13 protein-coding genes and 2 pseudogenes are annotated in these 16,126 nt (G+C 71.8%); 9 read left to right on the top strand and 6 right to left on the bottom strand.

Annotation, left to right across the window (positions count from 1 at the left end):
• From ACWEF6_RS40605 to ACWEF6_RS40590, 4 genes and pseudogenes are all read right to left on the bottom strand, one after another.
• Positions 1–107, bottom strand: a pseudogene (locus ACWEF6_RS40605) (IS982 family transposase); the annotation flags it as partial.
• A gap of 62 nt (positions 108–169) precedes the next feature.
• Entirely contained in the window at positions 170–1,948 is a 1,779-nt protein-coding gene (locus tag ACWEF6_RS40600) for a hypothetical protein (protein ID WP_449687830.1), read from the bottom strand.
• A 358-nt stretch (positions 1,949–2,306) separates the two neighbouring features.
• The gene (locus ACWEF6_RS40595) at positions 2,307–4,286 is read right to left on the bottom strand and encodes an SDR family oxidoreductase (RefSeq protein WP_449687829.1); all 1,980 of its coding nucleotides are present in this window, start codon (positions 4,284–4,286) and stop codon (positions 2,307–2,309) included.
• Positions 4,287–4,345: 59 nt separating this feature from the next.
• Complete coding sequence (locus ACWEF6_RS40590) at positions 4,346–4,546, bottom strand: hypothetical protein (RefSeq protein ID WP_013223722.1); 201 nt, start codon at positions 4,544–4,546, stop codon at positions 4,346–4,348.
• A gap of 205 nt (positions 4,547–4,751) precedes the next feature.
• Between ACWEF6_RS40590 and ACWEF6_RS40585 the strand changes: the two genes are divergently transcribed.
• Together ACWEF6_RS40585 and ACWEF6_RS40580 are read left to right on the top strand one after the other, a co-directional pair.
• Complete coding sequence (locus tag ACWEF6_RS40585; RefSeq protein ID WP_449687828.1) at positions 4,752–5,975, top strand: NAD(P)/FAD-dependent oxidoreductase; 1,224 nt, start codon at positions 4,752–4,754, stop codon at positions 5,973–5,975.
• Between the two features lie 781 nt (positions 5,976–6,756).
• Positions 6,757–6,894: pseudogene (locus ACWEF6_RS40580) on the top strand (NAD(P)/FAD-dependent oxidoreductase); the annotation flags it as partial.
• Between the two features lie 176 nt (positions 6,895–7,070).
• On the opposite strand, the gene ACWEF6_RS40575 reads toward ACWEF6_RS40580, so the two are convergent.
• Entirely contained in the window at positions 7,071–7,814 is a 744-nt protein-coding gene (locus ACWEF6_RS40575; RefSeq protein ID WP_449687827.1) for a MerR family transcriptional regulator, read from the bottom strand.
• A 54-nt stretch (positions 7,815–7,868) separates the two neighbouring features.
• On the opposite strand from ACWEF6_RS40575, the gene ACWEF6_RS40570 reads away from it, so the two are divergent.
• Positions 7,869–8,123, top strand: a complete 255-nt coding sequence (locus ACWEF6_RS40570) for a hypothetical protein (protein WP_449687826.1) — start codon at positions 7,869–7,871, stop codon at positions 8,121–8,123.
• On the opposite strand, the gene ACWEF6_RS40565 is transcribed toward ACWEF6_RS40570, so the two are convergent.
• Positions 8,113–9,318: a multidrug effflux MFS transporter gene (locus ACWEF6_RS40565; protein ID WP_449687825.1), complete on the bottom strand. Its 1,206-nt coding sequence runs from the start codon at positions 9,316–9,318 to the stop codon at positions 8,113–8,115. The genes ACWEF6_RS40570 and ACWEF6_RS40565 overlap by 11 nt on opposite strands.
• A 206-nt stretch (positions 9,319–9,524) precedes the next feature.
• Here ACWEF6_RS40565 and ACWEF6_RS40560 point away from each other — a divergent pair, with 206 nt between their 5' ends.
• The 6 genes from ACWEF6_RS40560 to ACWEF6_RS40535 are packed head-to-tail and all read left to right on the top strand — an operon-like array spanning position 9,525 to position 16,030.
• Entirely contained in the window at positions 9,525–10,376 is an 852-nt protein-coding gene (locus ACWEF6_RS40560; protein ID WP_449687824.1) for a fumarylacetoacetate hydrolase family protein, read from the top strand.
• A 2-nt stretch (positions 10,377–10,378) separates the two neighbouring features.
• Positions 10,379–11,683 (top strand): enolase C-terminal domain-like protein, encoded by a 1,305-nt coding sequence (locus ACWEF6_RS40555; RefSeq protein WP_449687823.1) that lies wholly within the window; start codon positions 10,379–10,381, stop codon positions 11,681–11,683.
• A complete protein-coding gene (locus ACWEF6_RS40550) occupies positions 11,676–12,422 on the top strand; it encodes an SDR family NAD(P)-dependent oxidoreductase (protein ID WP_449687822.1) in 747 nt (248 codons plus the stop codon). Before ACWEF6_RS40555 ends, ACWEF6_RS40550 begins: the two co-directional genes overlap by 8 nt.
• A gap of 37 nt (positions 12,423–12,459) precedes the next feature.
• Positions 12,460–13,500: a sugar ABC transporter substrate-binding protein gene (locus ACWEF6_RS40545; RefSeq protein WP_449687821.1), complete on the top strand. Its 1,041-nt coding sequence runs from the start codon at positions 12,460–12,462 to the stop codon at positions 13,498–13,500.
• Positions 13,497–15,020 (top strand): sugar ABC transporter ATP-binding protein, encoded by a 1,524-nt coding sequence (locus ACWEF6_RS40540; protein ID WP_449687820.1) that lies wholly within the window; start codon positions 13,497–13,499, stop codon positions 15,018–15,020. Before ACWEF6_RS40545 ends, ACWEF6_RS40540 begins: the two co-directional genes overlap by 4 nt.
• On the top strand, positions 15,017–16,030 hold the full coding sequence (locus ACWEF6_RS40535) for an ABC transporter permease (protein WP_449687819.1): 1,014 nt from the start codon (positions 15,017–15,019) through the stop codon (positions 16,028–16,030). Before ACWEF6_RS40540 ends, ACWEF6_RS40535 begins: the two co-directional genes overlap by 4 nt.
• Positions 16,031–16,126 lie beyond the last annotated feature (96 nt).

Genomic DNA, 16,126 nt, shown 5'->3' with positions numbered 1-16,126 from the left:
TCGGCGTCGGTTAGCCGTGGTGGGCGTCCGGTCCGGGCGGGCCTGCCCAGATGGTCGTCGATCTTGACGTAGAGTGCGGTGAGAAGGGTGTTCAGGTCGGTCGTCACAAACTGATCTTGGACACCCTTCGCCCGTCTCCAGACACCACCCGGCCTTAGGACTTACTCGTCTAGGGGGCGTACTTCCCGACGAAGCTGCCGCAGGTGACGGCCCGCCCGGTGAGCCGGGCCTGGATCGCCTTCTCCAGCCCCAGGTAGTCGAACACCGGCGTGTCGACCGGGATCGACTCCGGAACCGGGCCGCCCGTCGCGAGCATCCGGATCGAATCCGTCTCGAACAGGACCAGGTAGCCGCCTTCGCGGTTCAGCTCGTCCGCCGTCGCGAGCATGCGCTCGGGCGCGTCGCCGACGATCTCCAGCGGCAGCGGCCATTCGAGGGGGAACGGGTTGCGCAGGCCGAACGCCGGGTAGGCGAACGGGCTGTCCGGCAGGATCGCCGTCCGCGCGGCCGGGAAGCGGTCCAGGCAGTCGCGGATCTGCCGGACGAAGGTGAACGTCGAGGGGTTCGTCCGGATCCCCGCCATCGCCGGGGTGACGGCGCCGAGGTCCTCGGTCAGCCGGTCGTGGCTGACGTCGAGGTAGGCGGCCTGGTCGTGGCGGGCGACGACGACCCAGCCGCAGACGGCCACCGCGGTCAGGCCGGCCGTCGCCGTCACCCAGCGGGGCACCGGCCGCGGGCGGGGCGGGACCAGCTGGGCCAGCAGCAGCAACGCCGTCAGGGCCAGGGTGCCGGTGAGTAGCGTCGGCGTGTCGTTGCCCCAGGACAGGCTGGTCATGAACCCGGTGGCGAGCACGAGCAGCCCCGCCCACGGGACCTTCCGCCGGACGGCCGCGTTCACCGGCACGCTGACCGCGACGATCCACCACAGGACGTCCGCCCAGCGCGAGGAGCCGGTGAACCGGCCGTCGACGACGGTCCACACCACCGCCGTGGCCCCGGCGAGCACCAGCACCCAGGACACCACCCGCCCGGCCACGCCGAGCCGGTCGCCGGGCAGCCGGACGGCCAGCAGCACCACGGCGATCGCGGCGAAGAAGCCCAGCTCCCGCACGGGGGCCTTGGTCAGCACTTCCGGGTCGTCGAGCCAGAGCCCGAGCAGCCGCTCGCCGTACGCGGGCACGCCGCCGGTGACCTGCTCGACCATCTCCGGGAAACCGCCGCCGAGGCTCACCCACGCCACGTACGCCAGCCCGGGCGCGCCGAGCGCGAGGAGGTCGAGGACGAACCGGGCCGCGCGGCGCGTGCCCGCCCGCGTCGCCGGGTGCAGCACGAGCCAGACGACGCCGATCACCGCGGCCAGCGCGAAGCTCTGCTTGACGAACACCGCGCAGCCGAGCAGCACCAGCCCGCCGCGGCGGGCGAGCGCGCGGCCGCCGCGCAGGCCCGCGTCCAGGGCCCAGGCGCCGCACGCGGTGAGGAAGATGCCGTCCACGGTGTGCCAGGCCATCAGCGGGAAGGCGTTGAGGTTGATCAGTGACGCGGCCGCGACCAGCGCCGTCATCCCCGGGCCCCAGTCCAGCACCCGGCGCCGGGTGACCAGGGTGGCGAACGCGATCGTGGCCACGACGATCTCGATCATGGACAGGAAGCTGGAGCCGAAGAACAGCGGCATCGGCAGGGCGAAGTCGGCGACGTGCAGCACCGCGGACCCGAGCGGGCGGGCGGAGATGATGTCGGCGTGCGGGACTTCGCCGTGCAGCACGCGCCACGCCTGAGCGAGGATGAAGCCTTGGTCGGAGGGGTGGAAGCCGAAGCGGCCGACGCGCAGTTCGGTGGCCAGCGCGAGCACGACCACCCAGCCGGCGTGGATGCTCCCGCGCAGCAGCGGCCGGGTCTGCCGGACGGGCGCCGGCGGCGTGGCGACGTGCGCAGGACTCGCCACGTCCACGCCCCGCCCGCCTTCCACTCCCGATCACGCCCGGGAAACGATGGTAGCGGCCGGGGCCCGCACCCGGCGGACCGGTGCGAACGCCACCCCGGAAGCCCCGGGGTGGCGTTCGCCGCGCGTCACGCGCCGGACGGTCGCGAACGAGTCATCCGGGACCTCCGACGCCGCCGGGTGTCACCCGAGGGTGCGCCGCGCGGTGCCGATCACGGCCGTCTTGTCGGTCGTGGTGCTGCGATCGAATACGCTGAATTCCGGCATTCCGAACTCCCCAGTTGAAGCCCGTACGGGTGTACGGGACTCGCGCGAGGGTAGAAGTACCGTCGGGTGCGTGCCACCGTTTCGGCGGAATTCGCGGGAATCAGGCACGACGGCGCCAGATCAGGCGGGTCACCGCCGCCGCGACCGACGCCGGCGCCGAACGGCGGGGCAGGCCGCGCGCCTCGGGCGCGGACTCCGGCATCGCCCGGTAGGCCAGGTGCGAGGCGAACCGGGCGAGCTTCGGCGCGGCGAGCGTCGCCAGTTCGGCGGCGCGGCCTTCGGGGAGGCTGAGGATCTCCGGCCGCTCCTCGCACGCCTTCACCACCAGCGCCGCCGCGCGTTCCGGGCTGCTGGACGGGATCCCGCGGTAGCCGGTCGGGGCGATCATCGGCGTCCGCACCAGCGGCATCCGCACCGACGTGAACGTGACGCCGTCCGATAGCGTCTCGCGCCCGGCCGTCAGCCCGAACTCCTCCAGGGCCGCCTTCGACGCCAGGTAGGCCGAGAAGCGCGGGGTGTCGGTCTGCAGGCCCTGGGTCGTCACGTTGACGACGTGGCCGAACCGCCGCTGCGCCATCGGCGGCAGGAAGCCGAGGATCAGCCGCACCGGCCCGAAGTAGTTGATCGCCATCGTGCGCTCGAAGTCGTGGAACCGCTGCGTGGACAGCGCGACCGAGCGCCGGATCGACCGGCCGGCGTTGTTCACCAGCACGTCCACCGCGCCGTGGTCGGCGAGCACGTCCTTGACCAGCGCGTCGATGGCGTCGCCGTCGGTGAGGTCGCACGGGTATGCCGCCGCGGAACCGCCGGCCGCGAGGATCTCCGCCCGCACTTCTTCGAGCTCCGACGCGCGGCGCGCCACGAGGATCACCTTCGCGCCCTTTCGGGCCACGGCGAGCGCGGACGCCCGGCCGATGCCGGACGAGGCACCGGTGATCAGCACCGTCCGCCCGGCCAGGCCGTGGGTGCGGCGCGCGCGGTCGGGGTCGAGGTGGTCCCGCCAGTACCGGTAGAGCGGGGCCGCGTAGTCCCGCAGCTCGGGGAGTTCGATGCCGCTGCCGAACAACGCCGTCGTGGTGCGCGCGGTGTCGAAGACGACGTCCATGGTCAGGTGCGGCAGCACGGCCAGGGGGACGCCGAGCTCCTCCAGGACGGCCGCGCGGGCGGCGCGGCCGCCGGGGATGCGGTCGATCCCGGCCGCGGCCGCGTGCGCCAGGCGGGTGCCGGCCCGCCGGAGGGCCCCGGACGGCTTCTCCGGCAGCACGGCCCGGATCTTCGGGCCGCCCGCGGCGCGCGCGAAGGCGTTGTAGACGGAGTTGAGCGGCTGCGGGCGCGCGGCGGCGAGGTGGTAGGTCGTCCCCGAGGGCGCGTCCCGGTGCATCAGGTGGTCCATCGCCTCGACGACGTAGTCGACCGGCACCAGGTTCGTCGCGCCGAGATCGGGGGCGGCCAGCGGGAGACGGCCGGGCAGGGCCGCCAGCCGCGAGATGGCCGGCAGGAAGTAGTAGGGCCCGTCGACCTTGTCCATCTCGCCGGTGCGCGAGTCGCCGACGACGGCCGACGGCCGGTAGACGCGGAAGGGCAGCGGCTGCTCGCGGACGAGCTTTTCGGCCTGGAACTTCGTCGCGTGGTACGGCGAGCCGAAGCGCTGGCCGAGGTCGAAGTCGGCCTCGGTGAACCGCCCGGCGTGATCCCCGGCCACGGCGATCGACGACACGTGGTGCACCAGCCCGGCCCGCGCCGCGGCCGCGAAGGCCAGCAGGTGGCGAGTGCCCTCGACGTTGGCGCGCCGGTTCGCCTCCTCGTCGGCGGTGAGGTCGTAGATCGCGCCGAGGTGGACGACGTGGTCGAGGTGGGGGAGCTCGGCGGGATCGGCGCCGAGCCGGGGTTCGGCGAGGTCGCCGAGCACCGGGTGCAGCTTGTCCGCGTCCGGCCAGTCCCGCGCGCAGGTGGCCAGGCGCTCGCGGGAGGTCTCCCGCACCAGCGCGTACACCGCGGACGTCTCCGGCCGCCGCAGCAGCCGGGCGACCAGGCGTTTCCCGATGAAGCCCGTCGCGCCCGTCACGAAGTAGGTCGTCATGGCCGGTCCCTTCTCGTCGGGCCCGACTCTAACCTACTGAAAAGTAGGAACGGTAGTTGTCAGCTTTCTTCTTCATCGGCCGTCGCGACGACGGCGTCCCGCAGGGCGGCGCGCAGCCGTCCGACGTCGAGCGGCCCGAGCACCGCCGCCTCGCCCGGCGGCGCGACCAGCACCACCTTGTCGTTGCTGACGAACACCGTCACATCCCGGCGCCGGCCGGCCAGATCCCGGCAGCCGATCGACCACTCGCCCCGACTCATGGTCGCCGCCCTCGCTTCCTTGTCGTGGTCGTGCTCCGTGCGAGGGTGGGAGCGGCCCCCGCCGCCGCTATGACGCGCGTTCACCCGATCTGCCTACTCGCGGGTTTTGTCTTGCGCTTTCCGGATTTTCGGCGTAGCCACGGCTCGTGGTGCGGCCGGTTCGCGGGTAGCGTCCGGTCCAGGAGCCGTCTTACTGGAGGTATGGATGTCGGAGCCGCGGAAGATCGTCATCGTCGGTGCGGGCCTGGGCGGGGCATCCGCGGCGGCTGCGGTGCGCGAACGCGGTTACAGCGGCGAAATCCTGTTGCTGGGCTCGGATCCGCACCGCCCGTACGAGCTGCCGCCGCTGTCGAAGGGCGTCCTGCTGGGCAACGCCGACGAACCCGACTGGGTGCACGAAGAGAAGTTCTACGCCGAGAAGGACATCCGCTTCAGCGCCGGCGTCACGGCGACCCGCCTCGAGCTGGGCGCCCGCCTGGTCCTCGACGACGCGGGCGGCGAGCACCGCTACGACCGGCTGGTCCTGGCGACCGGCTCCCAGCCCCGCCGGCTCCCGGTCCCCGGCGGCGACCTGCCCGGGCTGTACACGCTGCGCACCCTCGACGACTCGCTCAAGCTGCGGTCGGCGTTCGCCGCGGCCGAGCGCGTGGTGATCGTCGGCGCCGGCTGGATCGGCTCCGAGGCGGCCGCGGCGGCCCGCACGCACAACGCGGAGGTGACGGTCGTCGACCCGGTGCCGGTGCCGCTGGCGAACGTGGTCGGCGAGACGGTCGGCGGGGTGTTCCGGGACCTGCACGTCGCCAACGGCGTGCACTACCGCCTGGGCGAGCAGGTCGCGGAGATCACCGGCGGCCCGGACGGCGTCCGCGGCGTGCGCCTCGGCACCGGCGAAGAGCTGACGGCGGACGTGGTCCTGATCGCGGTGGGCGCGGTGCCGAGGGTCGAGCTGGCCCACGCGGCGGGCCTGGAGCTCGCGGACGACGGAGGCGTGGCGGTGGACGCGGGCCTCCGCACGGCGGCGCCGGACGTCTACGCGGTGGGCGACATCGCGGCCCACTTCCACCCGAAGTTCGGTCGCCGCGTCCGCGTCGAGCACTGGGCGAACGCGAAGGACCAGGGCACGCACGTGGCGCAGAACCTGCTGGGTGAGAACGAGCCGTTCCTGGCCTCGCCGTACTTCTTCACCGACCAGTACGACCTGGGCTGCGAGTACCGGGGCCTGGCGGACCCGGCCGCGGACGAGCTGGTGATCCGCGGCGACCTGGCCTCCCGCGAGTTCACGGCCTTCTGGCTGCGCGAAGGCGAAGTGGCGGCGGCGATGAACGTGAACATGTGGGACGACGGAGACGCCCTGGGAGCATTGGTGGACGGCCGTCAGAAGGTCGACCACTCGTGGCTCCGAGAAGGCGATCTGTCGAACGCCCAATGACCCTGCTGCGCGGAACGGGCAGGCGATCACACCGCCTGTTGTGACTCTCGCGGAAGCGCGTCGAGATGGCTGTCTCCTGTGATGCTGGCCGATTCGTTCGGTGTACCAAGGGCCGGAACCTGTCGGCTCACCGGAGGCAGGCCGGTCACTTTTGGCAAGGGCGTCAAGACCGGCGAGATCGACTGACTTTGCGACGCTTGGCGGGGCGCCTCGGGCGAGGCGGAGGCGGCCCACTGCCATCTGTCTCAACCTGTGGCGTGGTCTCGTTCGGGTCGGCCGGGCCGGCCTCGACTTCGAGGAAGGGGGTCTTGATCCGGATCCGGCCCTTTTTCCGAAGGGCGAGGACCAGCAGCAGGGCTCCCAGGAGGACGACACCGACTAAGCCCGTCAAGGCCCACAAACTGGCGGAAGACAGCTCCGCGGCACGGGAGAAGAACGCCTCGAACGACACGCGTAACCCAAACTGCCAGCGAGCCCCAGGGCATTCTCACCAGCCGTCAGGGTCAGTTTACTGAACGGGTACTGCCGGTAAGCGTGCATCAGGACGACCCGGCCCCGGGTGATCCGATCTTCTGCATGGCGACACAGATCAGGCAGGCGTCCGCGCGCAGGCCCACACGCCCGCGCATCTCGAAACCTGCTAGACCGGGCAGGCGGCCGGTAAGCGTCGTCGCCAGAGCGGCTTCTTCGCTGCCGCATGCCGCCCCAGTTGTCGGCACCTCACGGCGCACCAAGAGTACTCCCGCCAGGTGATGGCCTTCGCGTCGGTACGGCGTTCTGACTGCGCGACGGCGAAGTGGCGGCGGCGATGAACGTGAACATGTGGGACGACGGAGACGCCCTGGGAGCATTGGTGGACGGCCGTCAGAAGGTGACGGCGGACCAGCTCAAGACGGCAGACCTGGCGTCACTGGCATAGCGCCGAAGGAAGCCACGGCAGCAGCCCGACCGGCGGCAAAGACCGCGGCAGAGAGCAACCCGCAGGACAACACCCAGACCCCCCGCAACCCCGATCCGAAGCAAGAACACGGCCGGCGGCGCCGGGTCAAGGCACGCTTTCCCGCCTTGACGCGGTGCTGCCGGCCGTAGTCACAATCAGGCTTCGGGGTGGCGGGAAGCTCCCCCGAGCCGCTCCCGCAACAGGGCATCAAGCCGCCGCCAGGCCGGGGAAGACGCGTTCACCGCACCCTGCACCAACGCCGGAATCGCGGACCCCGGGTCGTACGCCGGCAGCTCGTCGCCGTAGCGAGCACGCGTGGCCGCGACAAGCCGCGAAGCCAGCGCATCCACGCGCGGATCGTGCGGATCGACGTCGTGCACCCGGTCGTACTCGAGGACCACGGCGAGCAACGCCGGGTCGTCGAGCATCGACGACTGGTCGCGGAAGTTCGCGCGCGCCGTCTCCGGGTGGGTGGCGAACACCAGCAGCCAGAGGTCGCCCTGCAGCGTCACCCAGCGCTCGCTGAACCCGAGGTCCGGCAGCCGGCCGAGGTAGGCCACCACCTCGTCCGGCAGCGGGGACAACCGGCCGGATGCCAGGCGCCGCAGCCGCGACCGGGTGGCCTGCAGGGCCTCGATCCGCGCGGCGAGGTCGTCGTCGATCTGCCGCAGCGCCGAGGCGAGCCCGTCGCCCGCGCGGAGTTCGCGGATCCGGGCCAGCGGGACGCCGGCCTCGGCGAGGGTGCGGATCTTGATCAGCTCGACCGCGTCCGCGGCGCGGTAGCGGCGGTAGCCGGAACCGTCGCGGTCCGGCTCGGGAAGCAGGCCTTTCGCGTGGTAGACGCGGATCGCCTTGGCCGTCACGCCGACGTACCCGGCGAGCTGTCCGATGGTGAGCACCCGGCCATCCTCGCACTTGACCTTGCCCCTGGGGCAAGGTTGCAGACTGGCCCCATGACCGATCACGAGACCCTGCGCGCGCTGGCCGACAAGGGCAACGAAACCGCGCTGGACCGGCTCGCGGACCTCGCCGACACGCGCGGGGACGTCGAGGAGCTGAGCGAGCTGCTGGACGAGGGCTGCGACCGGGCCGGGGAACTGCTCACCCGCCGCGCGGTCGCCGCGAAGGACCTCCTCGAGCTGCAGCGGATCGCCGACGCCGGCCACGAACCGGCCGCCGACGAGCTGGACCGGCTCCTCAGGCGGTAGCCGGGCGGGCCAGCGTCAGGTAGGCCACCAGCGCCAGCGCCGCGAACCCCGCCATGGTCGCGGCCATCGGCACCGCCGTCCCCGGGCCGCCCAGGCCGACCAGCGGCGTCGCCACCGCACCCACCACGAACTGCAGCACCCCCAGCAACGCCGACGCCGCCCCCGCCGAGCGCGGGTGCGACGCCAGCGCCAGCGAACTCGCGTTCGGCATCACCAGGCCGATGCTCGACACCAGCAGGAACAGCGACACCAGCAGCACCGCCAGCGGCGCCTTCAAGAGCACCGAAGCCAGCACGAAAGCCCCGCCGAACACCCCGAGCAGCAGCCCGGACAGCAGCAGCACCCGCTCGCGGACCCGTCCCACCAGACGGCCGTTGAGCTGCCCCGCGAGCACGATCCCGACGCCGTTCGCGCCGAACACCACGCTGTAGACCTGCGGGCTCAACCCGTACACGCCCTGGAGCGCGAACGAGGATCCCGAGATGTAGGCGAACATCGACGCGAACAGCAGCCCCGACGCCAGTGCGTACCCGGCGAACGACCGGTCCAGCGCCAGCCGCCCGTAGGTGCGCATCACCTGGCCGAGCCGCAGCGGAGACCGCACCGCCGACGGCTCCGGCAGGAAGAACACCACCACGGCCAGCAGCAGCGCGCCGAACGCCGTCAGCACGACGAACACCCCGCGCCACGACGTCCAGTTCAGCAGCTGGCCGCCGATCAGCGGCGCCAGGATCGGGGCCAGGCCGCTGACCAGCATCAACGTCGAGAAGAACTTCGTCATCGCGGTCCCGGAGAACAGGTCGCGCACGGTCGCGCGCGCGATCACGATGCCCGCCGCCGCGCCGAGGGACTGCACGAGCCGCGCCGCGACCAGCAGGAATGCGTTCGGGCTCACCGCGCACAGCACCGAGCCCACGGCGTAGAGCACGAGCCCCGCGAGCAGCGGGCGACGGCGGCCCAGCGCGTCCGACAGCGGCCCGAGCACCAGCTGGCCCAGCGCCAGCCCGACGATGAACGCGCTCAGCGTCAGCTGGACCGTGCTGTCCGCCGCGTGCAGGTCGGCCGCCATCCGCGGCAGCGCGGGCAGGTACATGTCGATCGACAGGGGTCCGAAGGCGGTGAGGCCGCCCAGGACGAGGACGAACTTCAGCTGCGCCCGCCGGCTCGGCGCGGTACGTTCCGCCGTGGTGGCCATGCCCGTCCTTTCGCTCCCTCACCGGGGACCAGCGGGAAGAGCCGCGGTGCTATTCCGGCTGTGACCCGTGACACTCCGTGGTCGCTTGACCCGACACCGACACTGATCCGATCAATTTTGCCCCAGTTCGGCGATGGCTCTGGATCGGCGGTCGCGACTGCGATATACATCGGATGTCTGGTCGGTGTGGGTGAAGGGAAACATCCGTGCAGCTTGTGCGTCTCGGGGAGCCGGGGAGTGAGCGTCCGTTCGTGCGGGCCGACGACGGCACGACCTACGAACTGGGCGGCCTCACCGCCGACATCGACGGCGGCTTCCTCGCCGCGGACGGGATCGCGCGCACGGCCGCCGCGCTCGCCGCCGGAGAGCTGCCGGCCGCTTCCGGAACCGGCCTGCGCGTCGGCCCGCCGATCGTCCAGCCCGGCAAGGTCGTCTGCATCGGCATGAACTACCGCCGCCACGCCGAGGAAACCGGCGCGACGCCGCCGACCGAGCCGGTGGTCTTCATGAAGGCGCCGGACGTCGTGGTCGGCCCGGCCGACGACGTGCTCATCCCGCGCGGCTCGGTCAGCACCGACTGGGAGGTCGAGCTCGGCGTCGTCATCGGCAAGACCGCCCGCTACCTCGAAAGCGTCGAGGAAGCGCTGGAGTACGTCGCCGGCTACGTCGTCTCGAACGACGTCTCCGAGCGCGAGCTGCAGTTCCGCGCCGGCCAGTGGGACAAGGGCAAGTCCTGCGAGAACTTCAACCCGCTCGGCCCGGCGCTGATCCCGGCGGGCGAGGTGGCCGACCCCCAGGACCTCGGCCTGCGGCTGTGGGTCAACGGCGAGAAGAAGCAGGACTCCTCGACCAAGGACATGATCTTCACCGTCGCCGAGATCGTCCACCACCTGTCGCAGGTGATGGTGCTGCGGCCCGGCGACCTGATCAACACCGGCACCCCCGAAGGCGTCGCGCTCGGACAGCCCGACCCGAAGCCGTACCTGCGCGACGGCGACGTCATCGAGCTCGAGATCGACGGGCTCGGGCGGCAGCGCCAGACGGCGAGGCAGGCCTGACCATGGCGAAGATCATCGGCATGGAGGTCCTCGACGTCCGGTTCCCGACGTCCAAGGAGCTCGACGGCTCGGACGCGATGAACCCCGACCCGGACTACTCCGCCGCCTACGTCGTGCTGCACGCCGACGGCGGCCCGGACGGCTACGGCCTCGCGTTCACCATCGGCCGCGGCAACGACGTCCAGGCCGCCGCGATCCGCGCGCTCGCACCGCACGTCGTCGGCCGGGACGTCCCGGAGGACGCGGCCGCGCTCGGCGACCTGTCCCGCACGCTCGTCGGCGACTCGCAGTTCCGCTGGCTGGGCCCCGAAAAGGGCGTCGCGCACATGGCCGTCGGAGCGGTGGTCAACGCCGCCTGGGACCTCGCCGCGCGCCGAGCCGGCCTGCCGGTCTGGCAGTTCGCGGCCCGGATGACGCCCGAAGAACTCGTGTCGCTGGTCGACTTCCGGTACCTGTCCGACGCGCTCACCGAAGCCGAGGCCCTCGACATCCTGCGGCGCGCGGAACCGGGCCGGGCGGAGCGGACCAAGCAGCTCGAAGCGGACGGCTACCGCGCCTACAGCACGTCCCCCGGCTGGCTCGGGTACGCGGACGCGAAGCTCGTGCGGCTCGCCGAACAGGCCGTCGCCGACGGCTTCGAGATGATCAAGCTCAAGGTCGGCGGCAACCTCGAGGACGACGTCCGCCGGATGAAACTGGCGCGGGAGACCGTCGGCCAGGACGTCCGGATCGCGGTCGACGCCAACCAGCGCTGGGACGTCTCGGCCGCGGTCACCTGGATGACCGCGCTCGCGCCCTACGACCCGTACTGGATCGAGGAACCGACCTCCCCGGACGACGTCCTCGGCCACGCGGCGATCGCGAAGGCCCTCGCGCCGATCAAGATCGCCACCGGCGAGCACGTCCAGAACCGCGTGATCTTCAAGCAGCTGCTGCAGGCGGACGCGATTTCGGTGCTCCAGCTGGACGCCGCCCGCGTCGGCGGCTTCAACGAGAACCTGGCGATCCTGCTGCTGGCCGCCAAGTTCGGCGTCCCGGTGTGCCCGCACGCCGGCGGCGTCGGGCTCTGCGAGCTCGTCCGGCACCTCTCGATGTTCGACTTCGTGGCCGTGTCCGGCACCGACGCGGACCGCTCGATCGAGTGGGTCGACCACCTGCACGAGCACTTCACCGACCCGGCCGTCGTCGAGCGCGGCCGCTACCTGGCCCCGACCGCCCCCGGGTTCTCCGCGCGCATGCACGACGCGACGCTGCGCCGGTTCCGGTTCCCGGACGGTCCCGAGTGGACGGAGACCGCAAGTGAGTGAATTCGAGGGCCTGGTGGCCGCCGTCACCGGAGGCGCCTCGGGCATCGGCAAGGCGGCGGCGGACCTGCTGGCCGAACGCGGCGCGCAGGTGGCGATCCTCGACCTGAAGCCGGGCGACGACGGCATCCGCTGCGACGTCTCTTCCGACGGCGAAGTCCGTGCGGCCATCGACGCCGTCGTGGACCGCTTCGGGCGCCTCGACATCCTCGTCAACAACGCCGGCATCGGCGCGCAGGGCGACGTCACGGGCAACGACGACGACGAATGGCACCGCGTCTTCGACGTCAACGTCGTCGGCATGGTCCGGCTCGCCCGGGCCGCGCTGCCGCACCTGAAGAACTCGCCGTCCGCGGCGATCGTCAACACGTGCTCCATCGCGGCCTGGGCGGGCCTGCCCAACCGCGCGCTCTACTCGGCCAGCAAGGGCGCGGTGCTCTCGCTGACCCTGGCCATGGCGACCGACCACCTGCCCGACGGGATCCGCGTCAACTGCGTGTGCCCCGGCACGGCGGACACCCCGTGGGTGGGCCGGCTCCTGGACGCCGCCGAAGACCCGGCGGCCGAACGCGCGGCCCTCGCGGCCCGCCAGCCGATGGGCCGGCTGGTGACCGCGGACGAGGTCGCCAACGCCATCGCCTACCTGGCGAGCCCCCGCTCCGCTTCGACCACCGGCACCGCCCTCGCGGTCGACGGCGGCATGTACGGCCTGCGTCCTCGCGGCCCCGTGAACCACGACTAGAACGACTTGATTCCCCGCCGTCATCAAGGAGGATGCTGTGCGCACGAAGGTGATCAAGGTGGCCGCCGTCGCCGCCTGCGGCCTGGTCCTGGCCGCCTGTGGGTCCACTAAGGACAATGCGGCGGCACCCGCGGCGGGTGGCGGCGCGGGCGGCAAGGTCGGCGCGACGCTGCCGCTGCTGACCTCGCCGTTCTGGCAGGCCTACAACAACTACGTGCCCAAGATGGCCCAGGAGGAGGGCGTCGACGTCCTCCCGACGGTCAACGCCGACAGCGACCCCGCGAAGCTGATCACCGACATCGGCACCTTCCTCAACCAGGGCGTCAAGGGCCTGGTCGTGACGCCGCTGGACTCCGCGGCCGTCGTCGCCGGGCTCAAGCAGGCCGAGAACAAGGGCGTGCCGGTGGTCGCGGTCGACGTCGCCCCCGAGAGCGGCAAGGTCGCCATGGTGGTCCGGGCCGACAACAAGGCCTACGGCACCAAGGCCTGCGAAGCGATCGGCGAGAAGGTCAAGTCCGGCAAGGTCGTGCAGATCATGGGCGACCTCGCCTCGGTCAACGGCCGCGACCGCTCGGAGGCCTTCCGCGACTGCATGAAGGCCAAGTACCCGGGCATCCAGGTGCTGGAGATCCCGGCCGAGTGGAAGGCCGACAAGGCGTCCTCCGGCCTGGACAGCATGCTGACCGCGAACCCGGACATCAAGGGCGTCTACATGCAGGCCGGCGGCGTCTACCTGGCCCCGACCGAGCAGGCGCTCAAGCGCAAGAACCTGTTCTTCCCGGTCGGGGACCCGAAGCACGTCGTGCTCGTCTCCAACGACGGCATCCCGCAGGAGCTGGCCGCGATCCGGGCCGGCGAGCTGGACGCCACGGTGTCCCAGCCGGCCGACGCCTACGCGAAGTACGGCCTCTACTGGCTGAAGAAGGCCATGGCGGGCGAGACGTTCAAGGCCGGGCCGACCGATCACGGCAGCACGATCGTGGAGATCAGCCCCGGCATCCTCGAGGACCAGCTGCCAGCGCCCGTCATCACCAAGGACAACGTGGACGACAAGGCCCTCTGGGGGAACAACCTGTGACCGCGCTGCCCGCCGGCGAACCCGCCATCCCGGTGGTCAGCGCGGTAGATGTCGGGAAGCGCTACGGCCCCACCGTGGCGCTCCACGACGTCAGCCTCACCGTGCACCCCGGCGAGTCGCACGCGCTCGTCGGGCGCAACGGGGCCGGCAAGTCGACGCTCGTCTCCATCCTCACCGGCCTGTCCGCCACGGACACCGGGCACGTCGAGTTCGGCGGCGAGCCGGCCCCACCACTGTCCAAACAGGATGACTGGAAGGCGCGCGTCGCCTGCGTGTACCAGCACGCGATGGTCGTCCCGCAGCTCACCGTCGCCGAGAACCTGTTCCTCAACCGGCAGTCCGGCGGCGGGTTCTCGATCGGCTGGAAGTCGTTGCGGCGCAAGGCGCGCGACCTCCTGGAATCCTGGGACGTGCACGTCGACGTCGACACCCCGGCCGGGGACCTCTCGGTCGAGGACCGGCAGTTCGTCGAGATCGCCCGCGCGTTGTCCTACGGCGCCCGGTTCATCGTCCTCGACGAGCCGACCGCGCAGCTGGACAGCCAGGCCATCGAGCGGCTCTTCGAGCGGATGCGCCAGATGCAGGCGGGCGGGGTGACGTTCCTGTTCATCTCGCACCACCTGCACGAGGTCTACGAGGTCTGCCAGGCGGTGACCGTGCTGCGCGACGCGAAGCACGTCCTCACCGCACCGGTTGCCGAGGTGGGCCGCGCGGAACTGGTCGACGCGATGACCGGCGAGCCCGGCGGCCTGTCGGTGCGGGACGCCGCTTCGCGCGAGGCTCTCGGCGCCGGCGCGTCCGAGATCCTCGCCGTCGAGGGCCTCTCCGGCGACGGTTTCCGGGACGTCTCGTTCCGGCTCCGCCGCGGTGAGGTCGTCGGGCTCGCGGGCAGCAACGCCAGCGGCAAGCACCAGGTCGCCGAAACGGTCTACGGCCTGCGGACGCCGTCCGCGGGCACGATCCGCGTCGACGGCTCACCGCTGCGGCCCGGCGACATCCCGGCGGCGCTGCGGGCGGGGATCGGGTGCGTGCCGCGCGACCGGCACCACGAAGGCCTGGTGCTGGAGCACTCGATCGCCGACAACGCCACGATGTCCATTTTGGACAAGCTGGGCCGCGGCGGGATCGCGTCCCCCGCGACGCGGTACGCGAAGGCGGCCCAGGCGCTGAAGGACTACGACATCGTCGCCGCGGGGGCCGACCAGCCGGTGTCGGACCTCTCCGGCGGCAACCAGCAGAAGGTCGTGCTGGCCCGGGCGCTGCTGAGCGAGCCGCGGGTGGTCGTGCTGATCAACCCGACCGCGGGGGTGGACGTGAAGTCGAAGGAGGCGCTGCTCGCGGTCGTCGACCGGGTGCGCGCCGAGGGCAAGGCGGTGCTGATCGTCAGCGACGAGCTCGACGACCTGCGCCTGAGCGACCGGGTCCTGGTGCTGCGCGCCGGGGCCGTGGTCGCCGAACACCAGGCCGGGTGGTCCGACGGCGACCTCGTGGCCGACATCGAAGGAGTCGAGCTTTCGTGACCGACGTGATGACCTCCCCGCAGACGCAGCTGCCCGCGCCACCCCGGCGCCGGAAGGCCGTCTGGCTGCGCGAACTCGCGCTCCTGCCCGCCCTGGTCGTCGTGTTCCTCATCGGCGGCCTGGTCGACGACACCTTCGTCGGCTGGAGCAACATCGTCAGCATCCTGACCGCCTCGGCCGCGCTGTCGCTGGTCGTGCTCGGCGAGTCGCTGGTGCTGATCACCGGCAAGTTCGACCTGTCCCTGGAATCGACCATGGGCCTGGCGCCCGCGCTGGGCGCGATGGTGGTGATCCCGGCGGCGTCGGCCGGCTTCGGCGTCGAGCTGCCCGCCGCGATCGGGCTGCTGATCATCCCGCTGTGCGGGGCGCTGGTCGGGTTCGTCAACGGCTTCTTGATCGTGAAGCTGAAGCTGAACGCCTTCATCGTCACCCTGGCCATGCTGACCGTGCTGCGCGGGGTCCAGGTCGGGTCGACCAAGGGCAAGACGCTGTTCAACCTGCCGGACTCGTTCACCAACCTGGCGACGACGACGTTCGCCGGGCTGCCGATGTCGGTGTGGCTGGCGGCGCTGCTGTTCGCGGTCGCCGGCTGGGTGCTGCGCTACCACCGCGCCGGCCGTGCGCTGTACGCGATCGGCGGCAACCGCGAAGCCGCACGGGCGGCGGGCGTGCGCGTCGACCGGATCGCGTGGGCGGTGTTCGTCGTCGCCGGGATCCTCGCGGCGATCGGTGGGCTCGCGTACACGGGGTACGTCGGCGCGCTGGGCGCGAACCAGGGGTCGGGCATGATCCTGCAGGTGTTCGCGGCGGCGGTGATCGGCGGCGTCTCCCTCGACGGCGGCAAGGGCACCCTGGTCGGCGCCCTCACCGGCGTCCTGCTCCTGTCGTCGGTGTCGAGCCTGCTCAACTACGCGCACGTCACGGCCGAGTGGCAGGGCGCGATCTACGGCGCCATCATCCTGGTCGCGCTGATCATCGCCCGGTACGCGGGCGGAAAGCCCCAAACCTGACACCCGCCGCGTGAAGATCCGACGTTCCGAGTCTGCCGCGGCTGGTCGTGAGTGGTAAGGCGGGTTGGGAAACCCCCGGAACCACAAACACCCGGC

The sequence above is a fragment of the Amycolatopsis sp. NPDC004772 genome (assembly GCF_053601215.1).
Note: the sequence above shows the minus strand (reverse complement) of the source record. Positions and strands in the feature narration are given on the sequence as shown.

Bases quoted from the DNA above. Each gene is read 5' to 3' on its own strand.
- ACWEF6_RS40595 (WP_449687829.1), bottom strand. From the start codon at position 4,286: ATGACGACCTACTTCGTGACGGGCGCGACGGGCTTCATCGGGAAACGC.
- ACWEF6_RS40590 (WP_013223722.1), bottom strand. From the start codon at position 4,546: ATGAGTCGGGGCGAGTGGTCGATCGGCTGCCGGGATCTGGCCGGCCGG.
- ACWEF6_RS40585 (WP_449687828.1), top strand. From the start codon at position 4,752: ATGTCGGAGCCGCGGAAGATCGTCATCGTCGGTGCGGGCCTGGGCGGG.
- ACWEF6_RS40570 (WP_449687826.1), top strand. From the start codon at position 7,869: ATGACCGATCACGAGACCCTGCGCGCGCTGGCCGACAAGGGCAACGAA.
- ACWEF6_RS40565 (WP_449687825.1), bottom strand. From the start codon at position 9,318: ATGGCCACCACGGCGGAACGTACCGCGCCGAGCCGGCGGGCGCAGCTG.
- ACWEF6_RS40555 (WP_449687823.1), top strand. From the start codon at position 10,379: ATGGCGAAGATCATCGGCATGGAGGTCCTCGACGTCCGGTTCCCGACG.